Raw genomic sequence first — 18,952 nt, 5'->3', positions numbered from 1 at the left:
GCCACGGCCATGAGCGACCTGCTTTCCCAGGACGAAATCGATGCGCTGATGGATGGCGTCACCGGTGGCACGGTGGCCACCGGCAGCGACGAACCGCTGCCGCCGGATGCGGTGATCAATTACGACTTCACCCAGCAGGACCGCATCGTGCGCGGCCGCCTGCCCACGCTGGAGATGGTCAACGATCGCTTCGCGCGGTTCTTCCGCACCGCGCTGTTCGGCGTGCTGCGCAAGACCTGCGAGGTCTCGGTGCTGGGCGTGAAGATGGTCAAGTTCGCCGAGTACGTGCACGGCCTGGCCCTGCCCAGCAACTTGAACATGGTGCGCATCAAGCCGCTGCGCGGCAACGCGCTGGTGGTGTTCGAGCCGCGCCTGGTGTTCACCGTGATCGACAACTTCTTCGGCGGCGACGGCCGTTTCCACGCGCGCATCGAGGGCCGCGACTTCACCGCGACCGAGAACCGCGTGATCCAGATCATGCTCGCCGAACTGTTCGGCGCGATGGCCGAGGCGTGGGCGCCAGTGCTGGCGCTCAACTTCGAGTACCTCAACTCGGAGATCAACCCGCAGTTCGCCAACATCGTCAGCCCCACCGAGACGGTGGTGGTGTCGCGCTTCCACGTCGAACTGGACGGCGGCGGCGGCGAAATCCACCTGACCATGCCCTACGCGATGGTCGAGCCGATCCGCACCCTGCTCGACGCCGGCGTGCAGAGCGACCGCATGGATGGCGACGACCGCTTCGCGGAAATGCTGCGCGAGGAAGTACTCGACGCCGAGGTCGACGTGAGCTCGCTGCTGCTGGAAGCGCAGCTGAGCCTGGGCCAGTTCCTGCATCTGCGTCCCGGTGACGTGATCCCCGTGCAGCTGCCCGAGCTGACCACCGTGTATGCCGAGGACGTGCCGGTTTTCCGCGGCCGCTACGGCCAGTCCAACGGCCGCAACGCCGTGCGTTTCCATGTCCCGGCCGGTCGTCGCGAGCGACCGGCAGCCACCGATCCCTCCACCCGGAAGAACCTCTCATGAACCAGTCTGCAGATGCCGTCGCCGATGCCGGCGAGCGCGTTCAATTCGATGCCCTGCACGGGGCTGCGGCCGATGGCGGCGACGTCAACCTCGACATGATCCTCGACGTGCCGGTGACCCTGGCGATGGAGGTCGGCCGCACCCGCATCAGCATCCGCAACCTGCTGCAGTTGAACCAGGGCTCGGTGGTGGAACTGGACCGCGCCGCCGGCGAGCCGCTGGACGTGTTCGTCAACGGCACCCTCGTGGCGCATGGCGAGGTGGTGGTGATCAACGAGAAGTTCGGCATCCGCCTGACCGACGTGATCAGCCCCGCCGAGCGCGTGCGCAAGTTGCGGTGACAGCGTCGTGAATCGACCCTTCGACAAGCTCGGGACAGTGAAATCGGGATTCGGGATTCGTGTCGCAGCCCTGGCGCCGGCGGCGCTGCCCGCCGCTGACGTCAATGTGGGCGGCGAGTTGTTGCGGGTGATCGTGAGTCTGCTGGCGATCATCGCGATGATCCTCGCCGCCGGCTGGGTGACGCGTCGGTTGCAGCGCCGGCCGGGTGGTGGCGGACGGCGGATTCGCTGCGTGGAATCGTTTGCCGTGGGCGCGCGCGAACGCCTGCTGCTGCTGGACGCGGACGGCAAGCGGCTGCTGATCGGCACCGGCCCCGGCGGCATGCGCACCTTGCATGTCTACGACGGCGAGGCACCGCGCGAGGTCGTTCCGGCTGCGTCGAACGAGCCGGCCAAACCCGTGTTCGGCGATCTGCTGGCGCGGCTGAAGGTGCGCTCGTGAGCGCGCGGCACTGGATCATCGGCGGCGCGCTGCTGCTGTTGCCGCTGGCCAGCCTGGCGGCCGCGCCGGGCATTCCGCTGGTGAACGTGCAACCCGCGGCCGACGGCGGCCAGAGCTGGACGCTGTCACTGCAGATGCTGGCGCTGATGACGGCGCTGACGCTGCTGCCGGCGATCGCGCTGATGATGACCTCGTTCACCCGCATCATCATCGTGCTCGGCTTCCTGCGCCAGGCGCTGGGCACGCAGTCGACGCCGCCCAACCAGGTATTGCTGGGGCTGGCACTGTTCCTCACCTTGTTCGTGATGTCGCCGGTGCTCACCCGCGCCTACGACGACGGCATCAAGCCCTACATGGATGGCCAGATCACCGCCGAGCAGGCGCTGCCGGCAGCCTCCGCACCGTTCAAGCATTTCATGCTGGAGCAGACCCGCGACGCCGACCTGCAGCTGTTCACCCGCCTGGCCAAGGAGAAGCCCTACGCCAGCAAGGCGGACGTGCCGTTCAAGGTGGCGATGCCGGCGTTCCTCACCAGCGAGCTGAAGACCGCCTTCCAGATGGGCTTCCTGCTGTTCATCCCGTTCCTGATCATCGACCTGGTGGTGGCCAGCGTGCTGATGTCGATGGGCATGATGATGGTCTCCCCGATGATCATCTCGCTGCCGTTCAAGATCATGCTGTTCGTGCTGGTGGATGGCTGGACGCTGCTGCTGGGCACGCTGGCGGGGAGCTTTTACACATGACCGCCGGCGCCTCTGTAGGAGCCCGCTCGCGGGCGATGCTCTGGCTTGCCCCTGCGAAGAGCTTTCACAGCAAGAGCTTTCAGAGCAGAAGCTTTCGTCTGCCTGCGGCAGCCGAGTTACTTTCTCTTTGCGTGGCCAAAGAGAAAGTAACCAAAGAGAAAGGCCACCCCGCTTCCGCGCCTGATGGACATCCTGTCCATCAGGTTCGCGGTCGGGCTACGGGGTTTGTCGACAGGGCATCCTGCCCTGACGCCAAACTGGCCGGCATCCCTGCCGGCCACCCTTCGGGCCTTCCTTCGCCCACCCGCCGCTGCAGAGGGGCCCCGGTAGAGCGGCGGGCCATCGTGGCCCGCACTCTTCAACAGAGCCAGGTCAAGAGCTTCCCCCTCACCCCAGCCCTCTCCCCCGTCGTCGCCGGGGGAGAGGGAGCAGGAGCGGCGTTGCGCTCTTGCTGTTGTTCTGCTTCTGTTTTTGCTTTTGCCGTTCTGAAAAGTGCGGGCCACGATGGCCCGCTGCTTTACCGGGGCCCCTGTGCGGCGGTGAGTCGGGGACGACAGGCCGCGCAGCGGGCATCGGCAGGGATGCCGATGCCTTTTCGCCAGCACATGGCGAGGGCATGGATGCCCGAGTTGAGGCAACGCAGGGAGCGGTTGCCCGACGTGCTGTCGAAAAGCCCGGCCCCGGCTCACGGACTTGCCGGGCAGGAGCCCGGCAAGCGCCAAGCGGGGTGGCCTTCTCTTTTGGTTACTTTTCTCTTGGCCACGCAAGAGAAAAGTGACTCGGTCGCCGAAGGCGATCGACCGCTCTTCGCTCTGAAAGCAAAAGCATCGCGCACAGGGTGCGTTCCTACAGCGGCGGGTGATCGACCGCGCTCGGCTTTGAATGGAGCCAAGAGCTTCGCGCGCGAGCGCGCTCCTACAGGTACGACGCGACGGTTTGCTACCGCTGCTGCGGCGAACGCCGCCGCAGGACCCCGCCCATGACTCCCGAATCCATCATGGAGCTCGGCCAGCACGCGCTCTACGTGGCGATGCTGGTGGCCGCGCCGCTGTTGCTCACCGCATTGGCGGTGGGTCTGCTGATCGGCGTGATCCAGGCGGCGACGCAGATCAACGAGATGACGCTCAGCTTCATCCCCAAGCTGATCGCGATGGCGCTGGTGGCGCTGGTGGCCGGGCCGTGGATGCTGCGCCTGCTGGTGCAGTTCACCACGCAGCTGATCCAAAGCCTGCCGGGCGCGATCAGATGACTGCGCTGGATCTGGCGCAGCTGCCGGCGTGGCTGGGCAGCCTGTTCTGGTCGCTGGGGCGGGTCAGCGGCCTGTGCCTGGTGGCGCCGGTGTTCAGCTCCACGGTGATCCCGGCGCGCATCCGCGTCGGCGTGGTGGTGGTGCTGTCGCTGGTGCTGGCGCCGCTGGCGCCGACCACGATCGATCCGTTGAGCGGTGCAGGCGTGGCCACGCTGGCGGGGCAGGTGGTGATCGGCGCGATGGTGGGCTTCGTGCTGAAGCTGGTGTTCGAGGCAGTGTCGTTCGGCGGCGAGCTGGTGGCGCAGAGCATGAGCCTGGGTTTTGCGCAGGTGGTCAGCCCGGGTGCCGGCCAGTCCACCGTGCTGAGCCAGTTCTACCTGCTGCTGGTGACCTTGCTGTTCCTGGTGATGGACGGCCACCTGCAGTTGATCGCGCTGCTCGCCGACAGCTTCCATACCCTGCCGCCGGGCACGCCGGCGGTCAGCGCCAACGCGCTGCACGCGGTGGTGGCGTTCGGCACGGAACTGTTCGCCGGCGCGGTGCGCGTGGCCTTGCCGGCCATGACCTCGCTGCTGGTGGTGAACATCGGCTTCGCCGCGATCAGTCGCGCGGCGCCGTCGATGAACCTGTTCGCGGTGGGTTTTCCGATCACCGTGTCGCTGGGCTTCATCGCCCTGTGGCTGTCGCTGCGCAGCCTGCCGGGCGCGTTCGAGGCCTTGCAGGGCAGCGCCTGGTCGCTGATGCGCGAATTGTTCGGAGGCTGACGCCATGTCCGACGACAGCGACCAGGAAAAAACCGAACAACCGACAGAGAAGAAACTTCGCGAATCGCGCGAGAAGGGCGAGGTTCCGCGATCGCGCGACCTGTCCGGCGCGCTGGTGGTGCTGGCCGGCGTGGCGGCGCTGATGAACAGCGGACAGAGCGCTCTGGAGCATGCGCGGCGGATCTTTGCGCTGGGGCTGGGCTATTCGCGCGATGCGCTGTTCACCGACGCACTGGCCGGCAGCGCGCTCCACGCGGCGATGCACGAGGCGTTGCTGCTGTTTGCGCCGGTGGCCATCGCCACCTTGCTGGCCGCGCTGGCCGGGCCGCTGCTGCTGGGCGGGTTGAACTTCAGCACCGAAGCGCTGCAGCCGAAGTTCGAGCGGCTCGATCCGATCAAGGGACTGGGCAAGATTTTCGCCTTGCGTGGTCTGGTGGAACTGGGCAAGGCACTGCTCAAGCTGCTGTTCATCGGTGGCGTGCTGGCGCTGGTGCTGCAGCACTGGCAGGGCGAGCTGCAGGCCACCGGACGCGGCTCGGTGGCGGCCGGCATCGCGCAGTCGATCGGGCTGCTCGGGCGTGCCGCGTTGTGGTTCGGCGTGATCCTGGCGCTGATCGGTACGATCGATGCGCTGTACCAGAAGTTCGACCACGCCAAGAACCTGCGCATGACCAAGCAGGAGATCAAGGACGAGATGAAGGAGAGCGAGGGCAACCCCGAGATGAAGGGGCGCATCCGCCAGGTGCAGCAGGCGCAGGCGCGCCGCCGCATGATGGAGGAACTGCCCCGCGCCGACGTGCTGGTGGTCAACCCCACCCACTTCGCGGTGGCGCTGCGTTACGACGACGGCCGCATGGGCGCGCCGCGGGTGATCGCCAAGGGCGTCGACGTGCTGGCGGCGCAGATCCGCCTGGTGGCGGCCAGCCACCGCATCCCCGTGGTGGAAGCGCCGCCGTTGGCACGCGCCTTGTATGCAACGACTGAACTGGGCCGCGAAATCCCCGCGTCGCTGTTCGTCGCGGTGGCCCAGGTGCTCGCCTGGGTCTACCAGCTCAAGCAAGCCGCGGCGCAGGGCGAGAGCCCGCCGGCCGCACCCAACCCCGAGGTCGATCCTGACCTGATGGGCCCCTACCGCGATGCGTGACGAGTCAAAACGATGACGGGTGCAGACGTACTGGGCAATTTCAGACACCTCGCGCGACGAGGCATTGGCGCCCCGGTGATGATGCTGGCGATGCTCGGCATGCTGATGCTGCCGATGCCGCCGTTCCTGCTGGACATCCTGTTCAGCTTCAACATCGCGCTGTCGCTGGTGATCCTGCTGGCGGTGGTCTACGTGATGCGGCCGCTGGAATTCGCCGCGTTCCCCACCGTGGTGCTGATGGCCACCTTGCTGCGCCTCGCGCTCAACATCGCTTCGACCCGCGTGGTGCTGCTGCACGGCCATGACGGCCCCGGCGCCGCCGGCAAGGTGATCGAGGCGTTCGGCGAGTTCGTCATCGGCGGCAACTTCGCCGTCGGCCTGGTGGTGTTCGCGATCATCGTGGTGATCAACTTCGTGGTGATCACCAAGGGTGCCACCCGCGTGTCGGAGGTGACCGCGCGGTTCACCCTGGACGCGATGCCCGGCAAGCAGATGGCGATCGACGCCGACCTCAACGCCGGCCTGCTGACCCAGGAGCAGGCGCGCGAGCGCCGCCAGGAAGTGCGCGAGGAAGCGGACTTCTACGGCTCGATGGACGGCGCCTCCAAGTTCGTCCGCGGCGACGCCACCGCCGGCATCCTGATCCTGTTCATCAACATCGTCGGCGGCTTCTTCGTCGGCGTGATGCAGCACGGCCTGTCTGCCGGCGAAGCGGCACGCACCTACACCTTGCTGACCATCGGCGATGGCCTGGTGGCGCAGGTACCGGCGCTGCTGCTGTCGGTGGCCGCGGCGATCATCGTCACCCGCGTGTCCAAGTCCCAGGACATGGGTCGGCAGGTGGTCGGCCAGGTGTTCGGCCAGCCGCGCGCGCTGGCGGTGGCCGCGGTGGTGCTGGGCGTGATGGGCGTGATCCCCGGCATGCCGAACGTGGCCTTCCTGCTGCTGGGCGGCGTCTGCGGCGGCATGGCGTGGCTGCTGTTCAAGCGCGAGCGCGAGACGCGCGAGCGGCTGGCCGAGTCGGTGGCCGAGGCGCCGGTCGCCGCTGCGCCCGCCGAGCGCGTCGAGCTGGGTTGGGAGGACGTGGCCAGCGTCGATCCGCTGGGCCTGGAAGTCGGCTACCGGCTGATTCCGCTGGTCGACGTGCATCAGGGCGGCGAGCTGATGGGGCGGATCAAGTCGGTGCGCCGCAAGCTGTCGCAGGAACTCGGTTTCCTGGTGCCGGCGGTGCACATCCGCGACAACCTCGACCTCGGCCCCAACACCTACCGCATCACCCTGATGGGCGTGCCGATGGGCGAGGCCGAGGTGCACAACGACCGCCTGATGGCGATCAACCCCGGCCAGGTGCACGGCACGCTGCAAGGCATCGCCACGCAGGACCCGGCGTTCGGCCTGGAAGCGGTGTGGATCGAGAGCGGCCAGCGCGAGCTGGCACAGAGCTACGGCTACACCGTGGTCGACCCGGCCACGGTGATCGCCACGCATCTGTCGCACATCCTGCAGGGCCATGCGCACGAACTGCTCAGCCACCAGGACGTGCAGCAGCTGCTGGATCGGCTCGCCGCCAATGCGCCGAAGCTGGTCGAGGACCTGGTGCCCAAGCGGCTGTCGCTGGGCGTGGTGGTCAAGGTGCTGCAGAACCTGCTGGCCGAGCGGGTGCCGATTCGCAACATGCGCAGCATCGTCGAATCCTTGGCGGAGCACGCCGGGCAGAGTCAGGATCCCGGCGTTCTGACCGCCGCCGTGCGCGTCGCGCTGGGCCGGCAGATCGTGCAGGAGATCACCGGGCTGGGCACCGAAGTGCCGGTGATCACGCTGGCGCCGGAGCTCGAACAGATCCTGCTCGGCTCGCTTTCCGGTGGCGGCGGCGTGGCCGGAGCCGCGGTGGAACCGGGCCTGGCGGACCGCCTGCAGCAGAGCGTGGCCGATGCCGCGCGACGCCAGGAAATGGGCGGCGAACCCGCGGTATTGCTGGTCGCGCCACCGCTGCGGCCATGGCTCGCGCGCTTCACTCGCCATGTGGCACAGAACCTGCACGTACTGGCTTACAACGAGGTGCCCGACAACCGTCGGGTGCGTTTGGTACAGGCGTTGGGAAGGTAAGGGCCGGGAACCGGCGTCAGGGAATCGGGAATGGAAGAAACAAGAGCGGCACAACCCCACACCTCGCGGTCATCCGACCGTTCCCCATTTCCCATCCCCTGATTTCCCATTCCCGTTTGCGGAGCAAAGATGAAGATCAAACGTTACGTGGCCGCCGACATGCGCCAGGCGATGCGCGAGGTCCGCGAGGAGCAGGGAGACGAGGCGGTGATCCTGTCGACGCGGCGGATTGCCGAGGGCATCGAGATCATTGCGGCGCTGGACTATGACGAGGCATTGATGCGCGAGGCTTCGCGCCAGGGTGCCGCGCGTGCGCCGGCCGAGCCGCCACCGCCGCCGCCCTTGCCGGTGGCCGGCATCGAACCGACGACGGCGCCGACGCCACGCGCGCCGGTGGCAGAGACCGCCGCGCCACGCGCGGCAATCTCCCCCGCGGCAGCACGCCGCGCCCGCGCCGCCGCGCCCTCCGCCGCAACGCCTGCCGCACCGGTCGCCGAGCGTGCCGCGGCCGCGCCGCTGATCGAGCGCGCCGCGCAGGACACGGCACGCCTGCGCAACGAGCTGGGCAGCATGCGCGAGATGCTGGAAGTGCAGCTGTCCAGCCTTGCCTGGAACGACCTGGAACGGCGCCAGCCGCTGCGTGCGCGGGTGCTGCGCGAGATGACCCGCATCGGCATCGAGCCCGACGTGGCGCGTTCGCTGGTCGACGACTTGCCCGAACAGATCAACGCCGAGCAGGCGCGCTACCTGCCGCTGGGCATGCTCAGCCGCCGTCTGGCGGTGAGCGGCCGCGCGCTGGCCGACGATGCGCCGATGGTCACCGCCCTGGTCGGTCCCACCGGCGTGGGCAAGACCACCACCATCGCCAAGCTGGCCGCGCGCGCGGTGATGCGCCACGGCGCCGACCAGGTGGCCCTGGTCAGCACCGACCACTACCGCATCGGCGCCGCGGCGCAGCTGGAACACTACGGCCGCCTGCTCGGTGTGCGCGTGTACCCGGCCTACGACGGCGACAGCCTGCGCAAGGTGCTGGAGCTCCTGCGCGATCGCCACACCGTGCTGATCGACACCGCCGGCGTGGCCAGCCATGACCCGCGACTCAACCAGCAACTGGATACCCTGGCCCAGGCCAACGAATTGCGCGCCACCCTGGTGCTGGCGGCAAACACGCATGCGCAGTCGCTGGACGACGCCGTGCGCGCCTACCTGCCGCTGCAGCCGCGGGCCTGCATCCTGACCAAACTCGACGAAGCGCCGAACCTGGGCGGCGCGCTGTCGGTGCTGATCCGGCGCCGGCTGGCGCTGGACTACACCACCGACGGCCAGCGCGTGCCGGAGGACATCAGCGTGGCCGACGCGCGCGTGCTGGTGTGCCGCGCGGCGCAATCGCTGAAGACCGGCGTTCCCGACGACAGCCTGATGGCCGACCGGTTCGGACTGGCGGTAGCCAGCGCATGAGCGGAGTACCTGCAATGGACCAGGCCTTCGGGCTGCAACAGACACTGGGCATGGCCGCCAGCCCGGCGACCCCGCCGGCCGCGCTGCCGCCGGGTCACCAGGCCAGCAACCTGTTCGGCAACGGTGCGCCGGCGCGTCCGCCGTGCCGCACCATCGCGGTGGCCGGCGGCAAGGGTGGCGTGGGCAAGAGCACGGTCGCGGTGAACCTGGCGATGGCGCTGTCCATCGCCGGCCGCGAGGTGATGCTGCTGGATGCCGACATGGGCCTGGCCAATGTCGACGTGATGCTGGGGCTCAGCCCTTCGCGCCACATCGGCCACCTGCTCGACGGCGAGTGCACGCTGGAGGAGCTGCTGCTGCCCGCCGCGCGCGGCCTGCAGGTGGTGCCGGCCGGCTCCGGCGCGCGCCGGCTGGCGCAGCTCGACAACGGCCAGCACGCGGCGATCATCCGCGCCTTCGACGAACTGGCGCGGCCGCCCGAATTCCTGCTGGTGGATACCGCCGCCGGCCTGTCCGACAACGTGACCATGTTCGCCGCCGCCGCCGCGGACGTGATCCTGGTGGTATGCGACGAGCCCGCCTCGCTGACCGACGCCTACGGCCTGACCAAGGTGCTCAGCCGCGATTTCGGCGTGCGGCGCATCCGCATGGTGGCCAACATGGTGCGCAACGAGGGCGATGCGCGGGCCCTGCACCAGAAGCTGGCGCGGGTCAGCGACCGCTTCCTGGACGTGGTGATCGATTTCAGTGGATGGGTGCCGCACGACGAGCGTCTGCGCCAGGCCATCCGCAGGCAGTGTGCCGTCGTCGACGTGTGGCCGTCGAGCCATTCGGCGCTGGCATTCAAGAAATTGGCGGAACTGGTCGATAAGTGGGCGGAGACGGACCGCGCAGTGTTCGACCGGATTGCCTTCTTTGGCGGCCGGAACGCAACGGCTGATGGGGTGCCGAGATGAGTGTGGCTTCGGAGTATCTGCAGGTTTCCCGCGAAAGTGCCGACGAACTGGTACGCCGGCATGCACCGTTGGTGCGGCGGATCGCCTATCACCTGATGGGGCGGTTGCCGGCGAGCGTGGACGTGGGCGACCTGATCCAGTCGGGAATGATCGGTTTGCTGGAAGCGTCGCGCAATTTCGCCCAGAACCGCGGGGCTAGCTTCGAAACGTATGCGGGGATCCGCATCCGTGGCGCGATGCTGGACGAGTTGCGACGCACCGACTGGGCGCCGCGCTCGGTCCATCGCAAGACCCGCGAGGTGGCGGAGGTGATCCGCCAGATCGAGGTCGAGACGGGCGCGGAGGCGGACGAGAAGGAGGTGATGCGGCGGCTGGGCATCAGCGCCGAGGAATACCACCAGGTGCTGGCCGATGCTGCCTGCGTGCGGCTGCTCAGCCTCACCGGGTCGGACGACGGCGACGAAGGCGGCGTGATGGACGTGGCCGACGAGAGCAGCCTCGGACCGTCGGAGAACATCGAGCGCGACGGCATGCGCGAGGACCTGGCCGAGGCGATCAGCGGCCTGCCCGAACGCGAGCAGATGGTGATGTCGCTGTACTACGAACAGGAGTTGAACCTGAAGGAGATCGGCGCGGTGCTGGGGGTGAGCGAGTCGCGCGTCTGCCAGATCCACGGGCAGGCGGTGCTCCGGTTGCGTGCACGACTTTCCGGCTGGCGCGGCTGACCGCGGCCGGACGGACCAAAACCAAGGGGCCGCCTGACGGCCCATGTGGAGAGAAGCGTTGGACAAGAACATGAAAATCCTGGTGGTGGACGACTTCTCCACCATGCGGCGCATCGTCAGGAACCTGCTGGTGGAGCTGGGTTTCAGCAACCCGCTGATCCAGGAGGCAGACGACGGCGAGAACGCGATCGCGATGCTGCGCAGCCAGCCGTTCGACCTGGTGGTCACCGACTGGAACATGCCCAACATGACCGGCATCGACCTGCTCAAGGCGATCCGCGCCGAAGCGTCGCTGAAGGGTCTGCCGGTGCTGATGGTCACCGCCGAGAACAACCGCGACCAGATCATCGCCGCCGCCCAGGCCGGCGTGAACGGCTACATCGTCAAGCCGTTCACCGCGGTCACGCTGAAGGAAAAACTCACCAAGATCTTCGAGCGCATCGCCGCCGGCGGGGTGACGGCATGAGCGCCGCACCCGCCCTCGCGATGGACGAGAACCTGCCGACCGAACTGCGCGCGCTGCTGAACAGCCCGGACGGCGCCGAGTTCGAACAGGCGCTGGACGCCATCGTGCGCCAGCGCGAGCAGCACATGTTCCGTGCACTCGGCCAGCTTGCGCGCGACCTGCACGACGCCGTGCGCCGGCTGGGCAGCGACCTGGCGCAGGACGGTTTCCCCGGCAATGCCGCCGATGCGCGCCGCTACCTGCAGGACGCGCTGGAGATGAGCGCGAACGCCGCGCATCGCACCATCGACTTCGCCGAACGCATGCGCCCGCAGGCCGAGGCGCTGACCATCAACGCCGCCGAGATGCTCAAGTGGTCGCAGGACAACGAGCCGGCTTCAGTGCTGGCGCGCGAGTCGGTGATGTTTGCCGACGGCTGCCGCGAAGGGCTGGCCGAACTGGTGGTGGCGCAGTCGTGGCAGGACCTCACCGGGCAACGCATCAAGAAGGTCGACAACTTCATCGGTTCGGTCGAGTCGACCCTGCTGGAACTGGTGCGCCTCACCGGCGCGCTGGCAGGCAGCGAGCTGCCGGCCAGTGCGGCCAAGGTCTCCAGCCAGGAGGAGGCCGACCGCCTGCTCAGCGAATTCGGGTTCTGAGATGGACGCGGAATTCGACCTCGAATTGCGCCAGGACTTCCTGGTCGAGGCCGGCGAGCTGCTGCAGCGGCTCGGCGAGCAACTGGTCGCGCTGGAAACCTCCCCGCGCGACAGCGAGTTGCTGAACGCCGTGTTCCGCGCCTTCCACACGGTCAAGGGCGGCGCCGGCTTCCTCGCGCTGGAGCCGATGGTGCTGCTGTGCCATCACGCCGAGGACCTGCTCAACGAAGCGCGCAACGGCAAGCTCGCACTGGACGCCGCCCACATGGACGGCCTGCTGCAGGCGCTGGACCTGCTCAACGACATGATGGCCGCGGTGAGCGACGGCAGCGCGATGGCGATGCCGCCGTCCGCCCTGCTGCAGGCGCTCACGCCGCACGCCGCGGCGCCGGCACCGGTGGCCGCGCCGCCGCCGGCCGCGGCGTCCGCCGACGCCGGCGCGATCGACGACAACGAATTCGAGGCGCTGCTGGACACCTTGTACGGCACCGCCGCCCCCGGCACCGTCGCGCCGGCACCGCTTCCCGCCGCGCCGCCGGCCGGCATCGACGACGACGAGTTCGAGGCCCTTCTCGACAGCCTGCACGGCAAGCCGGGCCAGCCTGCCGCACCCGCGCCAGCAGCGGCCGCGCCACCGGCAGGCGCCGCACCGGCGCGCCCGGCTCCGGCGGCGGACCATTCGGTGCGCGTGGACACCGCGCGACTCGACCTGCTGGTCAACCACGCCGGCGAGCTGGTGCTGCTGCGCAATCGCCTGCTCAGCCTGGCCGCGCGCCTCGGCGACGAATCGCTGGCCACCGCCGCCGGCGAACTCGATCGCGTCACCGATGCGCTGCAGGGCGCGGCGATGGGCATGCGCATGCAGCCGGTCGGGCGCCTGTTCCAGCGCTTCCCGCGGATCGTGCGCGACCTCGCGCGCCAGCTCGGCAAGGAGGTCGAACTGGTGCTGGAAGGCGAGGGCACCGACCTCGACCGCAGCCTGGTCGAAGCGCTGGCCGATCCGCTGATCCACCTGCTGCGCAACGCGCTCGACCACGGCGTGGAAATGCCGGACGAACGCGAACGCAACGGCAAGCCGCGCAAGGGCCGCATCGCGCTTTCCGCCAGCCAGCGCGGCGAGCGCATCGTGATCGCGGTCAGCGACGACGGCCACGGCATGGACCCGGACATCCTGCGCCGCAAGGCGGTCGAGAAGGGCCTGCTGGACAGCGCCCAGGCCGCCCGCCTGAGCGAGGCCGAGTGCTACGAACTGATCTTCCGTCCCGGCTTCAGCACCGCCGCGGCGGTGTCGGACATTTCCGGCCGCGGCGTCGGCATGGACGTGGTCAAGACCCGCGTGGCCGAGCTGGGCGGCACCCTGCGCGTGCAGTCGCGGCTGGGCCACGGCAGCGAACTGGAACTGACCGTGCCGCTGACCCTCGCCGTGCTGCGCGTGCTGATGGTGCGCGTGGCCGATCGCCTGCTGGCGCTGCCGCTGGGCAACGTGCAGGAAGTGTTCGAACTGGCCGACGGCCAGGATCGCGAGCTGGACGGCCGTCTGGTCGCCGAGCACCGCGGCCGCGCGCTGCCGCTGACCGATCTCGCGCGCTGGGTGGGCACCGATGCCGACGCCGGCCGCCACGTGGTGGTGTTGCACATCGGCCACCAGCGCCTCGGCTGCCTGGTGCACGAGGTGCGCGGGCGCGAGGACGTCATCGTCAAGCCGCTCGGCCCGCTGTTCGCCGACGCCTCCGGCATCGCCGGCGCCACCGTCACCGGCGACGGCCGGCTGGCCCTGGTGATGGACCTGGCCGGCCTGGTCGCCGCGGCCGACAGCTGCTCCGCCCCGCTGCAGAAGGAAGTCTGAGCGCATGGACAGAATCAGCACCATCGGCACCATCCTGGGCTTCGTGGTGATCGTCCTGGGCACCGTGCTCAAGGGCTCCACCGTGGAGGCGCTGTGGAACCCGGCGGCGTTCGTGATCGTGTTCTTCGGCACGCTGGCCGCGCTGCTGGTGCAGAACCAGGGCGCGGTGATCAAGCACGCGCTGAAGATGATGAAGCTGATCTACCGGCCGCCGCAGCACGAGCCGCGCGACCTGATCAGCCGCATCGTGGGCTGGAGCGAAATCTCGCGCCGCCAGGGCCTGCTCGGGCTGGAGCCGCAGATCGAGTCCGAGAGCGACCCGTTCATCAGCAAGGGCCTGCAACTGCTGGTCGACGGCGGCGAGCCGGACACCATCCGCAGCGTGCTGGAAGTGGACATGGACACGCGCGAGGCGATCGACCTGGCCGGCGCCAAGGTCTACGAGAACGCCGGCATCTACTCGCCCACGCTGGGCATCATCGGCGCGGTGATGGGCCTGATGGCGGTGATGCAGAATCTCGCCGACCCGAGCAAGCTCGGCCACGGCATCGCCGCGGCCTTCGTGGCGACGATCTACGGCGTGGCGCTGGCCAATCTGTTCATGCTGCCGATGGCCGCGCGGCTGAAGAGCCTGGTGGGCAAGCAGTCGCAGATGCGCGAGATCCTGGTCGAGGGCCTGGTCTCGATCGCCCAGGGCGACAACCCGCGCCAGATCGAGGCGCGCCTGCAGGGTTACGTCGCATGAGGCGGCATCGCCACGAGGAGCACCAGAACCACGAGGCGTGGGCGATCCCCTATGCCGATCTGATGACCCTGCTGCTGGCCTTCTTCGTGGTGATGTACGCGGTGTCGGTGGTCAACGAGGGCAAGTTCCGCGTGATGTCCGAATCGCTGCTGCAGGCCTTCAACGGCAACAGCCAGGTCATCGCGCCGCCGCCGGCGTCGGAAGGGCAGCGCCAGCCGGCCGCGGCCGTGCCGATCCGCCATGCCGCCAACCGCAGCAACCCGGTGACGCTGCCGTTGCCGCTGCAACGCCCGCCGGCACCGGGGCGCGGCGGCGCGGAAAGCCTGCACGACATCGAGAACCAGGTACGCAAGGCACTGCAGCCGCTGATCGACCGCAAGCTGGTGGTGGTGCGGCACACGCCGAACTGGCTGGAGATCGAGATCCGCACCGACATCCTGTTCCCCAGCGGCGTGGCGCAGCTTTCCGCCTCGGCCAGCGCGGTGCTGGAGAACCTGGCCGCCATCCTGGCCCGCTTCCCCAACGCGCTGCGCGTGGAGGGCTTCACCGACAACGTGCCGATCAGCACCGCGCAGTACCCGTCCAACTGGGAACTCTCCGCCGCGCGCGCGGCCAGCGTGGCCCGCTTGTTCGCGACGACCGGCGTGGCCCCCGACCGGTTGGGCATCATCGGCTGGGGCGAGGTGCGTCCGCTGGCCACCAACGACACCGCCGAAGGCCGCAACCAGAACCGCCGCGTGCTGGTGGTGGTGATGAACGAGCGCATGAGTGATCCGCGCCGGCAACTCGATGCGCAGCAATGGAGCGAGCGGGCCGGCCCGGCCGCCGTGCCCGTCGCGAACGCGAACGCGGCCGCGCCCGCCGCGGCCACCGAGGCAGGTCGGCTGCCGGTCGTGCCCGCGGTGATCGCCGTCCATCCCGCCGAGCCGCTGCCTGCCGCAGCCGCGCCCGCCGTGCCCGCCGATGCGCCGCCCACTGCACGCAACCTGAGTCCGGATCGGTGAGCGCCGTGTCTCTCTTCCATCTTGCCGGACCCTGCCCATGAACGCGCCAGCCTGCGCACCCGCCGCTGCCGCCGGGCACTGGCTGTCGTTCCGCATCGGCACGCAGCTCTACGCGGCGCCGCTGGAGGCGGTGAACGAGGTGATCCGCGACGGCGACATCACCCCCGTGCCCGGCGCCGCCGCCGACGTACTCGGCGTGCGTCACCTGCGCGGCCGCATCGTGCCGGTGCTCGACGGCCAGCGCCGCATGGGCGTGGCGAACGCGCCGCTCGACCCGGCCAGCGTGCGCATCGTGATGCTGGCCCACGCCGAACACCTGGTCGGCCTGCGCGTGGGCGCGGTCGGCGAATTGCTGCACAGCGACGGCATCGAGATCGAACCCCCACCCCCCGGTCGCGCCAGCCGCCGCGACGACCCGGTTACCGGCATACTGTCATGGCAAGGCGGATTCGTGGCCTTGCTTGATGTATGTCGGTTGTGTCGATTGGGGGGAGAAGCCGGCCATGTGGCTTGAGATCGGGATCGGGCTGCTGCTGGCGCTCGCGCTGGCGCAGGCGGCGGCATTGCTGAGCCTCTGGCGCCAGTCGCAGCGACTGCAACAACGCATCGAGCGGATGGCGCAGGACGCCGTCCGAAGCTTCACCGACGTGCCGACCTCGATGCTGGTCGCCGCGCTCGGCCGCGTCGAGCGGCAGATCCGCCACGCCGAGCAGCAACCGCCGCCCACGCGCCAGTCCTACGAGCTGGCCCAGCAACTGGCCCGCGAAGGCGCCGACCTCGACCAGTTGGTGAATCGCTGCGGCCTCTCGCGCGACGAGGCCCGGCTCGTCATGCAGATGCATCCGGCCGGTTCCTGACATCGGCTGCAATCAGCGTGCCGGTGTTGCGCTCCCGCAGGAGCCCGCTTGCGGGCGATGCTTTTGTTTTCGCGATTCCCGATTCCCGGCCAAAGGCATCGCCCGCAAGCGGGCTCCTGCCGTTTCCGGGTCGGCCGGCACGCCTCGCGCCTATTCTTCTGCCGCGTCGTAGATCGTCGCCAGCACCGAGGCGGCGGCGGCGTAGAGCTGCACGGGGATGTCGTCGCGCAGGCGCAACGTGGCCAGCAGGGCGGCGATCTGGGCGTCGTGGTGCAGCGGCACGCCCATCTCGCGGGCGCGGGCCAGCAGCAGTTCCAGCGACTGCGGCGACATCGGCGCGGTTTCTTCGCCGCCGCTGGCAAGACGCAGACTGACCCGCTTCGGTGGCGGCTGCTCGTTCATGCGGTGGCCTTGAGCAACAGGGCACTGCTGCCCGGTGGGTGCGGTATGCCGACCTGGCAACTCAGCTGGTCGAGCAGCACGCCGCAGGCAGCCAGGCGCTGGCGCAGCGGAGTGAACTGGCGCTCCAGTTTCTGTGCGGTTTCGATGCGCTCGGCCCACAGTCGCACCGACAGCCGCGGCTCGTTCAATTGCAGCTCGCCCTGTACCGGACCCAGCGGAGGCAGGTCCAGCGCGAAACCCAGGGTCCAGCCCTTGCTGCCTTCGGCGCCGTCGGTGCCGAACTCCAGCTTGATCTGCAGCACGTCGTGGCCGTCCTTGCCCAGCAACGGTACCTCGATGACCCAGGCCGAGGCGGGGTGGGCGCTGGCGTCGAGCTGTGCCACCTCGATGCGTGCCAGTGCGGCCTTGACGTCGCCGTGCAGGCGGCGCAGCAGTTGCGTCACGTCGTCGTCGCCGGACGACAGCGGGGGCAACAACGGCAACGACAGTCGCGGCTGCGCCTGCAGCGCGCGTTGCAGCAGGGGTGGGGCGGCGTTGCCGCGATCCGATGGCGGCGGCGCCGGCGCGCGCCGGTCGAGCAGGCTGGCCAGGCGCAGCAAGGCGCCTTTCCAGTCGTCGGCGGGTGGCATCGGCTGGCCGGGGCGCGGTTGCAGCAGTCGTGATTCGAAGAACAGGCCGCTGCGCCGGATCGCCTCGCGCAGGCCGTCGCCGCGGGTGATTTCCGCCGGCGTGCGCAGCGCCTGTTCCAGCACCGCCAGCGCGGTGCGCACGTCGGCCGGCAACTGGCGCAGCGCCGGCCGCTGGGCCAGCGCGGAGAGCGTGGAGAGCAGCGGCGTGTAGCCGTTCTGCTGCGGAAGGCGTTCGCGCAGCATGCGCTGAAACGTGGGGTCCGCCGCCTGGCTGAGCACCTCCAGTTGCGGCTGCGCGCCCAGGCTCAGCACGCGCACCTGGAACTGGGCCGGCAACTGGCTGTGCGAGACGTCCGCCTCCACCGTGAGCGCGCCGATCTGCAACACCAGCAGGCCTTGCGGGTTCACGCCCAGCGGGCGCGCCGCCAGCACCGTGCCGATGCGCCAGCTCTGGGCGGTGGTGCCGGAGGCGGCACCAGCCCAGGTAAGCGCGGCGAGGCTGATCGGTGGGATGTTCAAGCGTAAGTTCCTGCGCCTGGCGCGGACGGGAAGGGTGGTGGTCGCGAAGGTCATCGGCCGCTGGCGGGAATACTTGAGCGCGCTCCTGCGGATGGCACGGCGCGCTAAAGCGATTCGGCTGGCGGCCGATAGAGCAAGCGTCGGCGCACAACGGCGCGAACGGAGTCATCGAAATGGGCGGCAAGCGGGCAGCGAAGAACAAGCAGCCAACAGCGGTGGCCGACGAGGCTGCGGTGGTCTGCCTGCCGGCGGATTGCCGGTTGGCCGCGCAGGCGGCTTTGAAGGCGCAACTGCAGCAGGTCCTGCAGCACGGCGACATCGTGATCGACGCGCAGGCGCTCGAGCGCATCGATACCGCGGCCCTGCAGTTGCTGGTGTTGTTCCGGCGCGAGCTGGAGCACAACGGCGGCGCGCTGGCCTGGCGCGGCACCAACGAGGTCCTGCACGAGGCCGCGGCCCTGCTCGGGCTGGAACAGTCATTGAACCTGCCGACGGCAACGTCGGCCTGATACGAGGTGGCAGCATGGCAAAGATTCTCGCGGTAGACGATTCGGCCTCGATGCGGGGCATGGTGGCCTTCACCCTGCGTGGCGCCGGCCACGAGGTGACCGAGGCGGAGAACGGCCAGCTGGCGCTGGATGCCGCCCGCGGCAACGCGTTCGAGCTGGTGCTGGCGGACGTCAACATGCCGGTGATGGACGGCATCGCGATGGTGCGCCAGCTGCGCGCGCTGGATGCGTACAAGGGCGTGCCGATCCTGATGCTGACCACCGAATCGCATACCGAGAAGAAGATGGAAGGCAAGGCCGCCGGCGCCACCGGCTGGCTGGTCAAGCCGTTCGACCCCGAACAGCTGCTGGCCACCGTCAAGCGCGTGCTCGGCTGAAGGAAT

Annotated in this window: 22 protein-coding genes; 20 read left to right on the top strand and 2 right to left on the bottom strand. The window is 69.1% G+C overall.

Features of this window, described 5'->3' with window-relative positions; all coding sequences use genetic code 11:
* Nucleotides 1–9 precede the first annotated feature (9 nt).
* The 18 genes from fliM to B1991_RS04120 all read left to right on the top strand — a co-directional run bounded on the left by fliM (nt 10) and on the right by B1991_RS04120 (nt 16,510).
* The gene (gene fliM / locus B1991_RS04205; protein ID WP_136257446.1) at nt 10–1,026 is read left to right on the top strand and encodes a flagellar motor switch protein FliM; all 1,017 of its coding nucleotides are present in this window, start codon (nt 10–12) and stop codon (nt 1,024–1,026) included.
* A complete protein-coding gene (gene fliN / locus B1991_RS04200) occupies nt 1,023–1,367 on the top strand; it encodes a flagellar motor switch protein FliN (protein ID WP_136257445.1) in 345 nt (114 codons plus the stop codon). Before fliM ends, fliN begins: the two co-directional genes overlap by 4 nt.
* A gap of 7 nt (nt 1,368–1,374) precedes the next feature.
* Nucleotides 1,375–1,809: a FliO/MopB family protein gene (locus tag B1991_RS04195; RefSeq protein WP_246031044.1), complete on the top strand. Its 435-nt coding sequence runs from the start codon at nt 1,375–1,377 to the stop codon at nt 1,807–1,809.
* Nucleotides 1,806–2,552: a flagellar type III secretion system pore protein FliP gene (gene fliP, locus B1991_RS04190; RefSeq protein WP_281280524.1), complete on the top strand. Its 747-nt coding sequence runs from the start codon at nt 1,806–1,808 to the stop codon at nt 2,550–2,552. Before B1991_RS04195 ends, fliP begins: the two co-directional genes overlap by 4 nt.
* A gap of 979 nt (nt 2,553–3,531) precedes the next feature.
* On the top strand, nt 3,532–3,801 hold the full coding sequence (gene fliQ, locus B1991_RS04185) for a flagellar biosynthesis protein FliQ (RefSeq protein ID WP_136257444.1): 270 nt from the start codon (nt 3,532–3,534) through the stop codon (nt 3,799–3,801).
* Complete coding sequence (gene fliR / locus B1991_RS04180; protein WP_136257443.1) at nt 3,798–4,565, top strand: flagellar biosynthetic protein FliR; 768 nt, start codon at nt 3,798–3,800, stop codon at nt 4,563–4,565. Before fliQ ends, fliR begins: the two co-directional genes overlap by 4 nt.
* Before the next feature lie 4 nt (nt 4,566–4,569).
* Nucleotides 4,570–5,709, top strand: a complete 1,140-nt coding sequence (gene flhB / locus B1991_RS04175; RefSeq protein ID WP_136257442.1) for a flagellar biosynthesis protein FlhB — start codon at nt 4,570–4,572, stop codon at nt 5,707–5,709.
* Nucleotides 5,710–5,721: 12 nt separating this feature from the next.
* Nucleotides 5,722–7,815, top strand: a complete 2,094-nt coding sequence (gene flhA / locus B1991_RS04170; RefSeq protein WP_136257441.1) for a flagellar biosynthesis protein FlhA — start codon at nt 5,722–5,724, stop codon at nt 7,813–7,815.
* Nucleotides 7,816–7,944: 129 nt separating this feature from the next.
* Nucleotides 7,945–9,273, top strand: coding sequence for a flagellar biosynthesis GTPase FlhF (gene flhF, locus B1991_RS04165; RefSeq protein WP_136257440.1), 1,329 nt, complete (start codon nt 7,945–7,947; stop codon nt 9,271–9,273).
* 14 nt (nt 9,274–9,287) lie between these two features.
* Nucleotides 9,288–10,229 carry a MinD/ParA family protein gene (locus tag B1991_RS04160; protein ID WP_136257439.1) on the top strand — a complete coding sequence of 314 codons (942 nt, stop codon included), beginning with the start codon at nt 9,288–9,290 and terminating at the stop codon, nt 10,227–10,229.
* Nucleotides 10,226–10,954: an RNA polymerase sigma factor FliA gene (locus B1991_RS04155; protein ID WP_136257438.1), complete on the top strand. Its 729-nt coding sequence runs from the start codon at nt 10,226–10,228 to the stop codon at nt 10,952–10,954. Before B1991_RS04160 ends, B1991_RS04155 begins: the two co-directional genes overlap by 4 nt.
* Nucleotides 10,955–11,012: 58 nt before the next feature.
* Nucleotides 11,013–11,420: a chemotaxis response regulator CheY gene (gene cheY, locus B1991_RS04150; RefSeq protein ID WP_136257437.1), complete on the top strand. Its 408-nt coding sequence runs from the start codon at nt 11,013–11,015 to the stop codon at nt 11,418–11,420.
* Nucleotides 11,417–12,058 carry a protein phosphatase CheZ gene (locus tag B1991_RS04145; protein WP_136257436.1) on the top strand — a complete coding sequence of 214 codons (642 nt, stop codon included), beginning with the start codon at nt 11,417–11,419 and terminating at the stop codon, nt 12,056–12,058. The genes cheY and B1991_RS04145 overlap by 4 nt, the downstream gene beginning before the upstream one ends.
* Before the next feature lies 1 nt (nt 12,059).
* Nucleotides 12,060–13,904, top strand: a complete 1,845-nt coding sequence (locus tag B1991_RS04140; RefSeq protein ID WP_136257435.1) for a chemotaxis protein CheA — start codon at nt 12,060–12,062, stop codon at nt 13,902–13,904.
* A gap of 4 nt (nt 13,905–13,908) precedes the next feature.
* On the top strand, nt 13,909–14,649 hold the full coding sequence (locus B1991_RS04135; RefSeq protein ID WP_136257434.1) for a flagellar motor protein: 741 nt from the start codon (nt 13,909–13,911) through the stop codon (nt 14,647–14,649).
* Complete coding sequence (gene motD / locus B1991_RS04130) at nt 14,646–15,653, top strand: flagellar motor protein MotD (RefSeq protein ID WP_136257433.1); 1,008 nt, start codon at nt 14,646–14,648, stop codon at nt 15,651–15,653. Before B1991_RS04135 ends, motD begins: the two co-directional genes overlap by 4 nt.
* Before the next feature lie 37 nt (nt 15,654–15,690).
* Entirely contained in the window at nt 15,691–16,167 is a 477-nt protein-coding gene (locus B1991_RS04125; protein WP_136257432.1) for a chemotaxis protein CheW, read from the top strand.
* On the top strand, nt 16,157–16,510 hold the full coding sequence (locus B1991_RS04120) for a DUF2802 domain-containing protein (RefSeq protein ID WP_136257431.1): 354 nt from the start codon (nt 16,157–16,159) through the stop codon (nt 16,508–16,510). The genes B1991_RS04125 and B1991_RS04120 overlap by 11 nt, the downstream gene beginning before the upstream one ends.
* A 150-nt stretch (nt 16,511–16,660) precedes the next feature.
* Here B1991_RS04120 and B1991_RS04115 read toward each other — a convergent pair whose 3' ends face one another.
* Both B1991_RS04115 and fliK read right to left on the bottom strand, forming a co-directional pair.
* A complete protein-coding gene (locus B1991_RS04115) occupies nt 16,661–16,912 on the bottom strand; it encodes an EscU/YscU/HrcU family type III secretion system export apparatus switch protein (RefSeq protein WP_136257430.1) in 252 nt (83 codons plus the stop codon).
* Entirely contained in the window at nt 16,909–18,060 is a 1,152-nt protein-coding gene (gene fliK / locus B1991_RS04110; RefSeq protein WP_136257429.1) for a flagellar hook-length control protein FliK, read from the bottom strand. The genes B1991_RS04115 and fliK overlap by 4 nt, the downstream gene beginning before the upstream one ends.
* A 173-nt stretch (nt 18,061–18,233) precedes the next feature.
* Between fliK and B1991_RS04105 the strand changes: the two genes are divergently transcribed.
* Together B1991_RS04105 and B1991_RS04100 are read left to right on the top strand one after the other, a co-directional pair.
* Nucleotides 18,234–18,569: an STAS domain-containing protein gene (locus B1991_RS04105; RefSeq protein ID WP_136257428.1), complete on the top strand. Its 336-nt coding sequence runs from the start codon at nt 18,234–18,236 to the stop codon at nt 18,567–18,569.
* A gap of 14 nt (nt 18,570–18,583) precedes the next feature.
* A complete protein-coding gene (locus B1991_RS04100) occupies nt 18,584–18,946 on the top strand; it encodes a response regulator (RefSeq protein WP_136257427.1) in 363 nt (120 codons plus the stop codon).
* Nucleotides 18,947–18,952 lie beyond the last annotated feature (6 nt).

It is taken from the genome of Rhodanobacter lindaniclasticus (assembly GCF_004799035.1).
GTDB classification, from domain to species: Bacteria; Pseudomonadota; Gammaproteobacteria; order Xanthomonadales; family Rhodanobacteraceae; genus Rhodanobacter; species Rhodanobacter lindaniclasticus.
The sequence above is the reverse complement of the archived record's forward strand: the minus strand, read 5'-3'. Positions and strand labels throughout refer to the sequence as shown.

What these genes read in the sequence shown, in the direction of transcription:
- fliR (WP_136257443.1), top strand. Translation starts at nt 3,798, where the DNA reads ATGACTGCGCTGGATCTGGCGCAGCTGCCGGCGTGGCTGGGCAGCCTG.
- B1991_RS04100 (WP_136257427.1), top strand. Translation starts at nt 18,584, where the DNA reads ATGGCAAAGATTCTCGCGGTAGACGATTCGGCCTCGATGCGGGGCATG.
- motD (WP_136257433.1), top strand. Translation starts at nt 14,646, where the DNA reads ATGAGGCGGCATCGCCACGAGGAGCACCAGAACCACGAGGCGTGGGCG.
- B1991_RS04120 (WP_136257431.1), top strand. Translation starts at nt 16,157, where the DNA reads ATGTGGCTTGAGATCGGGATCGGGCTGCTGCTGGCGCTCGCGCTGGCG.
- B1991_RS04125 (WP_136257432.1), top strand. Translation starts at nt 15,691, where the DNA reads ATGAACGCGCCAGCCTGCGCACCCGCCGCTGCCGCCGGGCACTGGCTG.
- flhA (WP_136257441.1), top strand. Translation starts at nt 5,722, where the DNA reads ATGACGGGTGCAGACGTACTGGGCAATTTCAGACACCTCGCGCGACGA.
- B1991_RS04140 (WP_136257435.1), top strand. Translation starts at nt 12,060, where the DNA reads ATGGACGCGGAATTCGACCTCGAATTGCGCCAGGACTTCCTGGTCGAG.
- B1991_RS04160 (WP_136257439.1), top strand. Translation starts at nt 9,288, where the DNA reads ATGGACCAGGCCTTCGGGCTGCAACAGACACTGGGCATGGCCGCCAGC.
- B1991_RS04135 (WP_136257434.1), top strand. Translation starts at nt 13,909, where the DNA reads ATGGACAGAATCAGCACCATCGGCACCATCCTGGGCTTCGTGGTGATC.
- fliM (WP_136257446.1), top strand. Translation starts at nt 10, where the DNA reads ATGAGCGACCTGCTTTCCCAGGACGAAATCGATGCGCTGATGGATGGC.
- B1991_RS04145 (WP_136257436.1), top strand. Translation starts at nt 11,417, where the DNA reads ATGAGCGCCGCACCCGCCCTCGCGATGGACGAGAACCTGCCGACCGAA.
- flhB (WP_136257442.1), top strand. Translation starts at nt 4,570, where the DNA reads ATGTCCGACGACAGCGACCAGGAAAAAACCGAACAACCGACAGAGAAG.
- fliN (WP_136257445.1), top strand. Translation starts at nt 1,023, where the DNA reads ATGAACCAGTCTGCAGATGCCGTCGCCGATGCCGGCGAGCGCGTTCAA.
- fliQ (WP_136257444.1), top strand. Translation starts at nt 3,532, where the DNA reads ATGACTCCCGAATCCATCATGGAGCTCGGCCAGCACGCGCTCTACGTG.
- B1991_RS04155 (WP_136257438.1), top strand. Translation starts at nt 10,226, where the DNA reads ATGAGTGTGGCTTCGGAGTATCTGCAGGTTTCCCGCGAAAGTGCCGAC.
- flhF (WP_136257440.1), top strand. Translation starts at nt 7,945, where the DNA reads ATGAAGATCAAACGTTACGTGGCCGCCGACATGCGCCAGGCGATGCGC.
- B1991_RS04115 (WP_136257430.1), bottom strand. Translation starts at nt 16,912, where the DNA reads ATGAACGAGCAGCCGCCACCGAAGCGGGTCAGTCTGCGTCTTGCCAGC.
- B1991_RS04105 (WP_136257428.1), top strand. Translation starts at nt 18,234, where the DNA reads ATGGGCGGCAAGCGGGCAGCGAAGAACAAGCAGCCAACAGCGGTGGCC.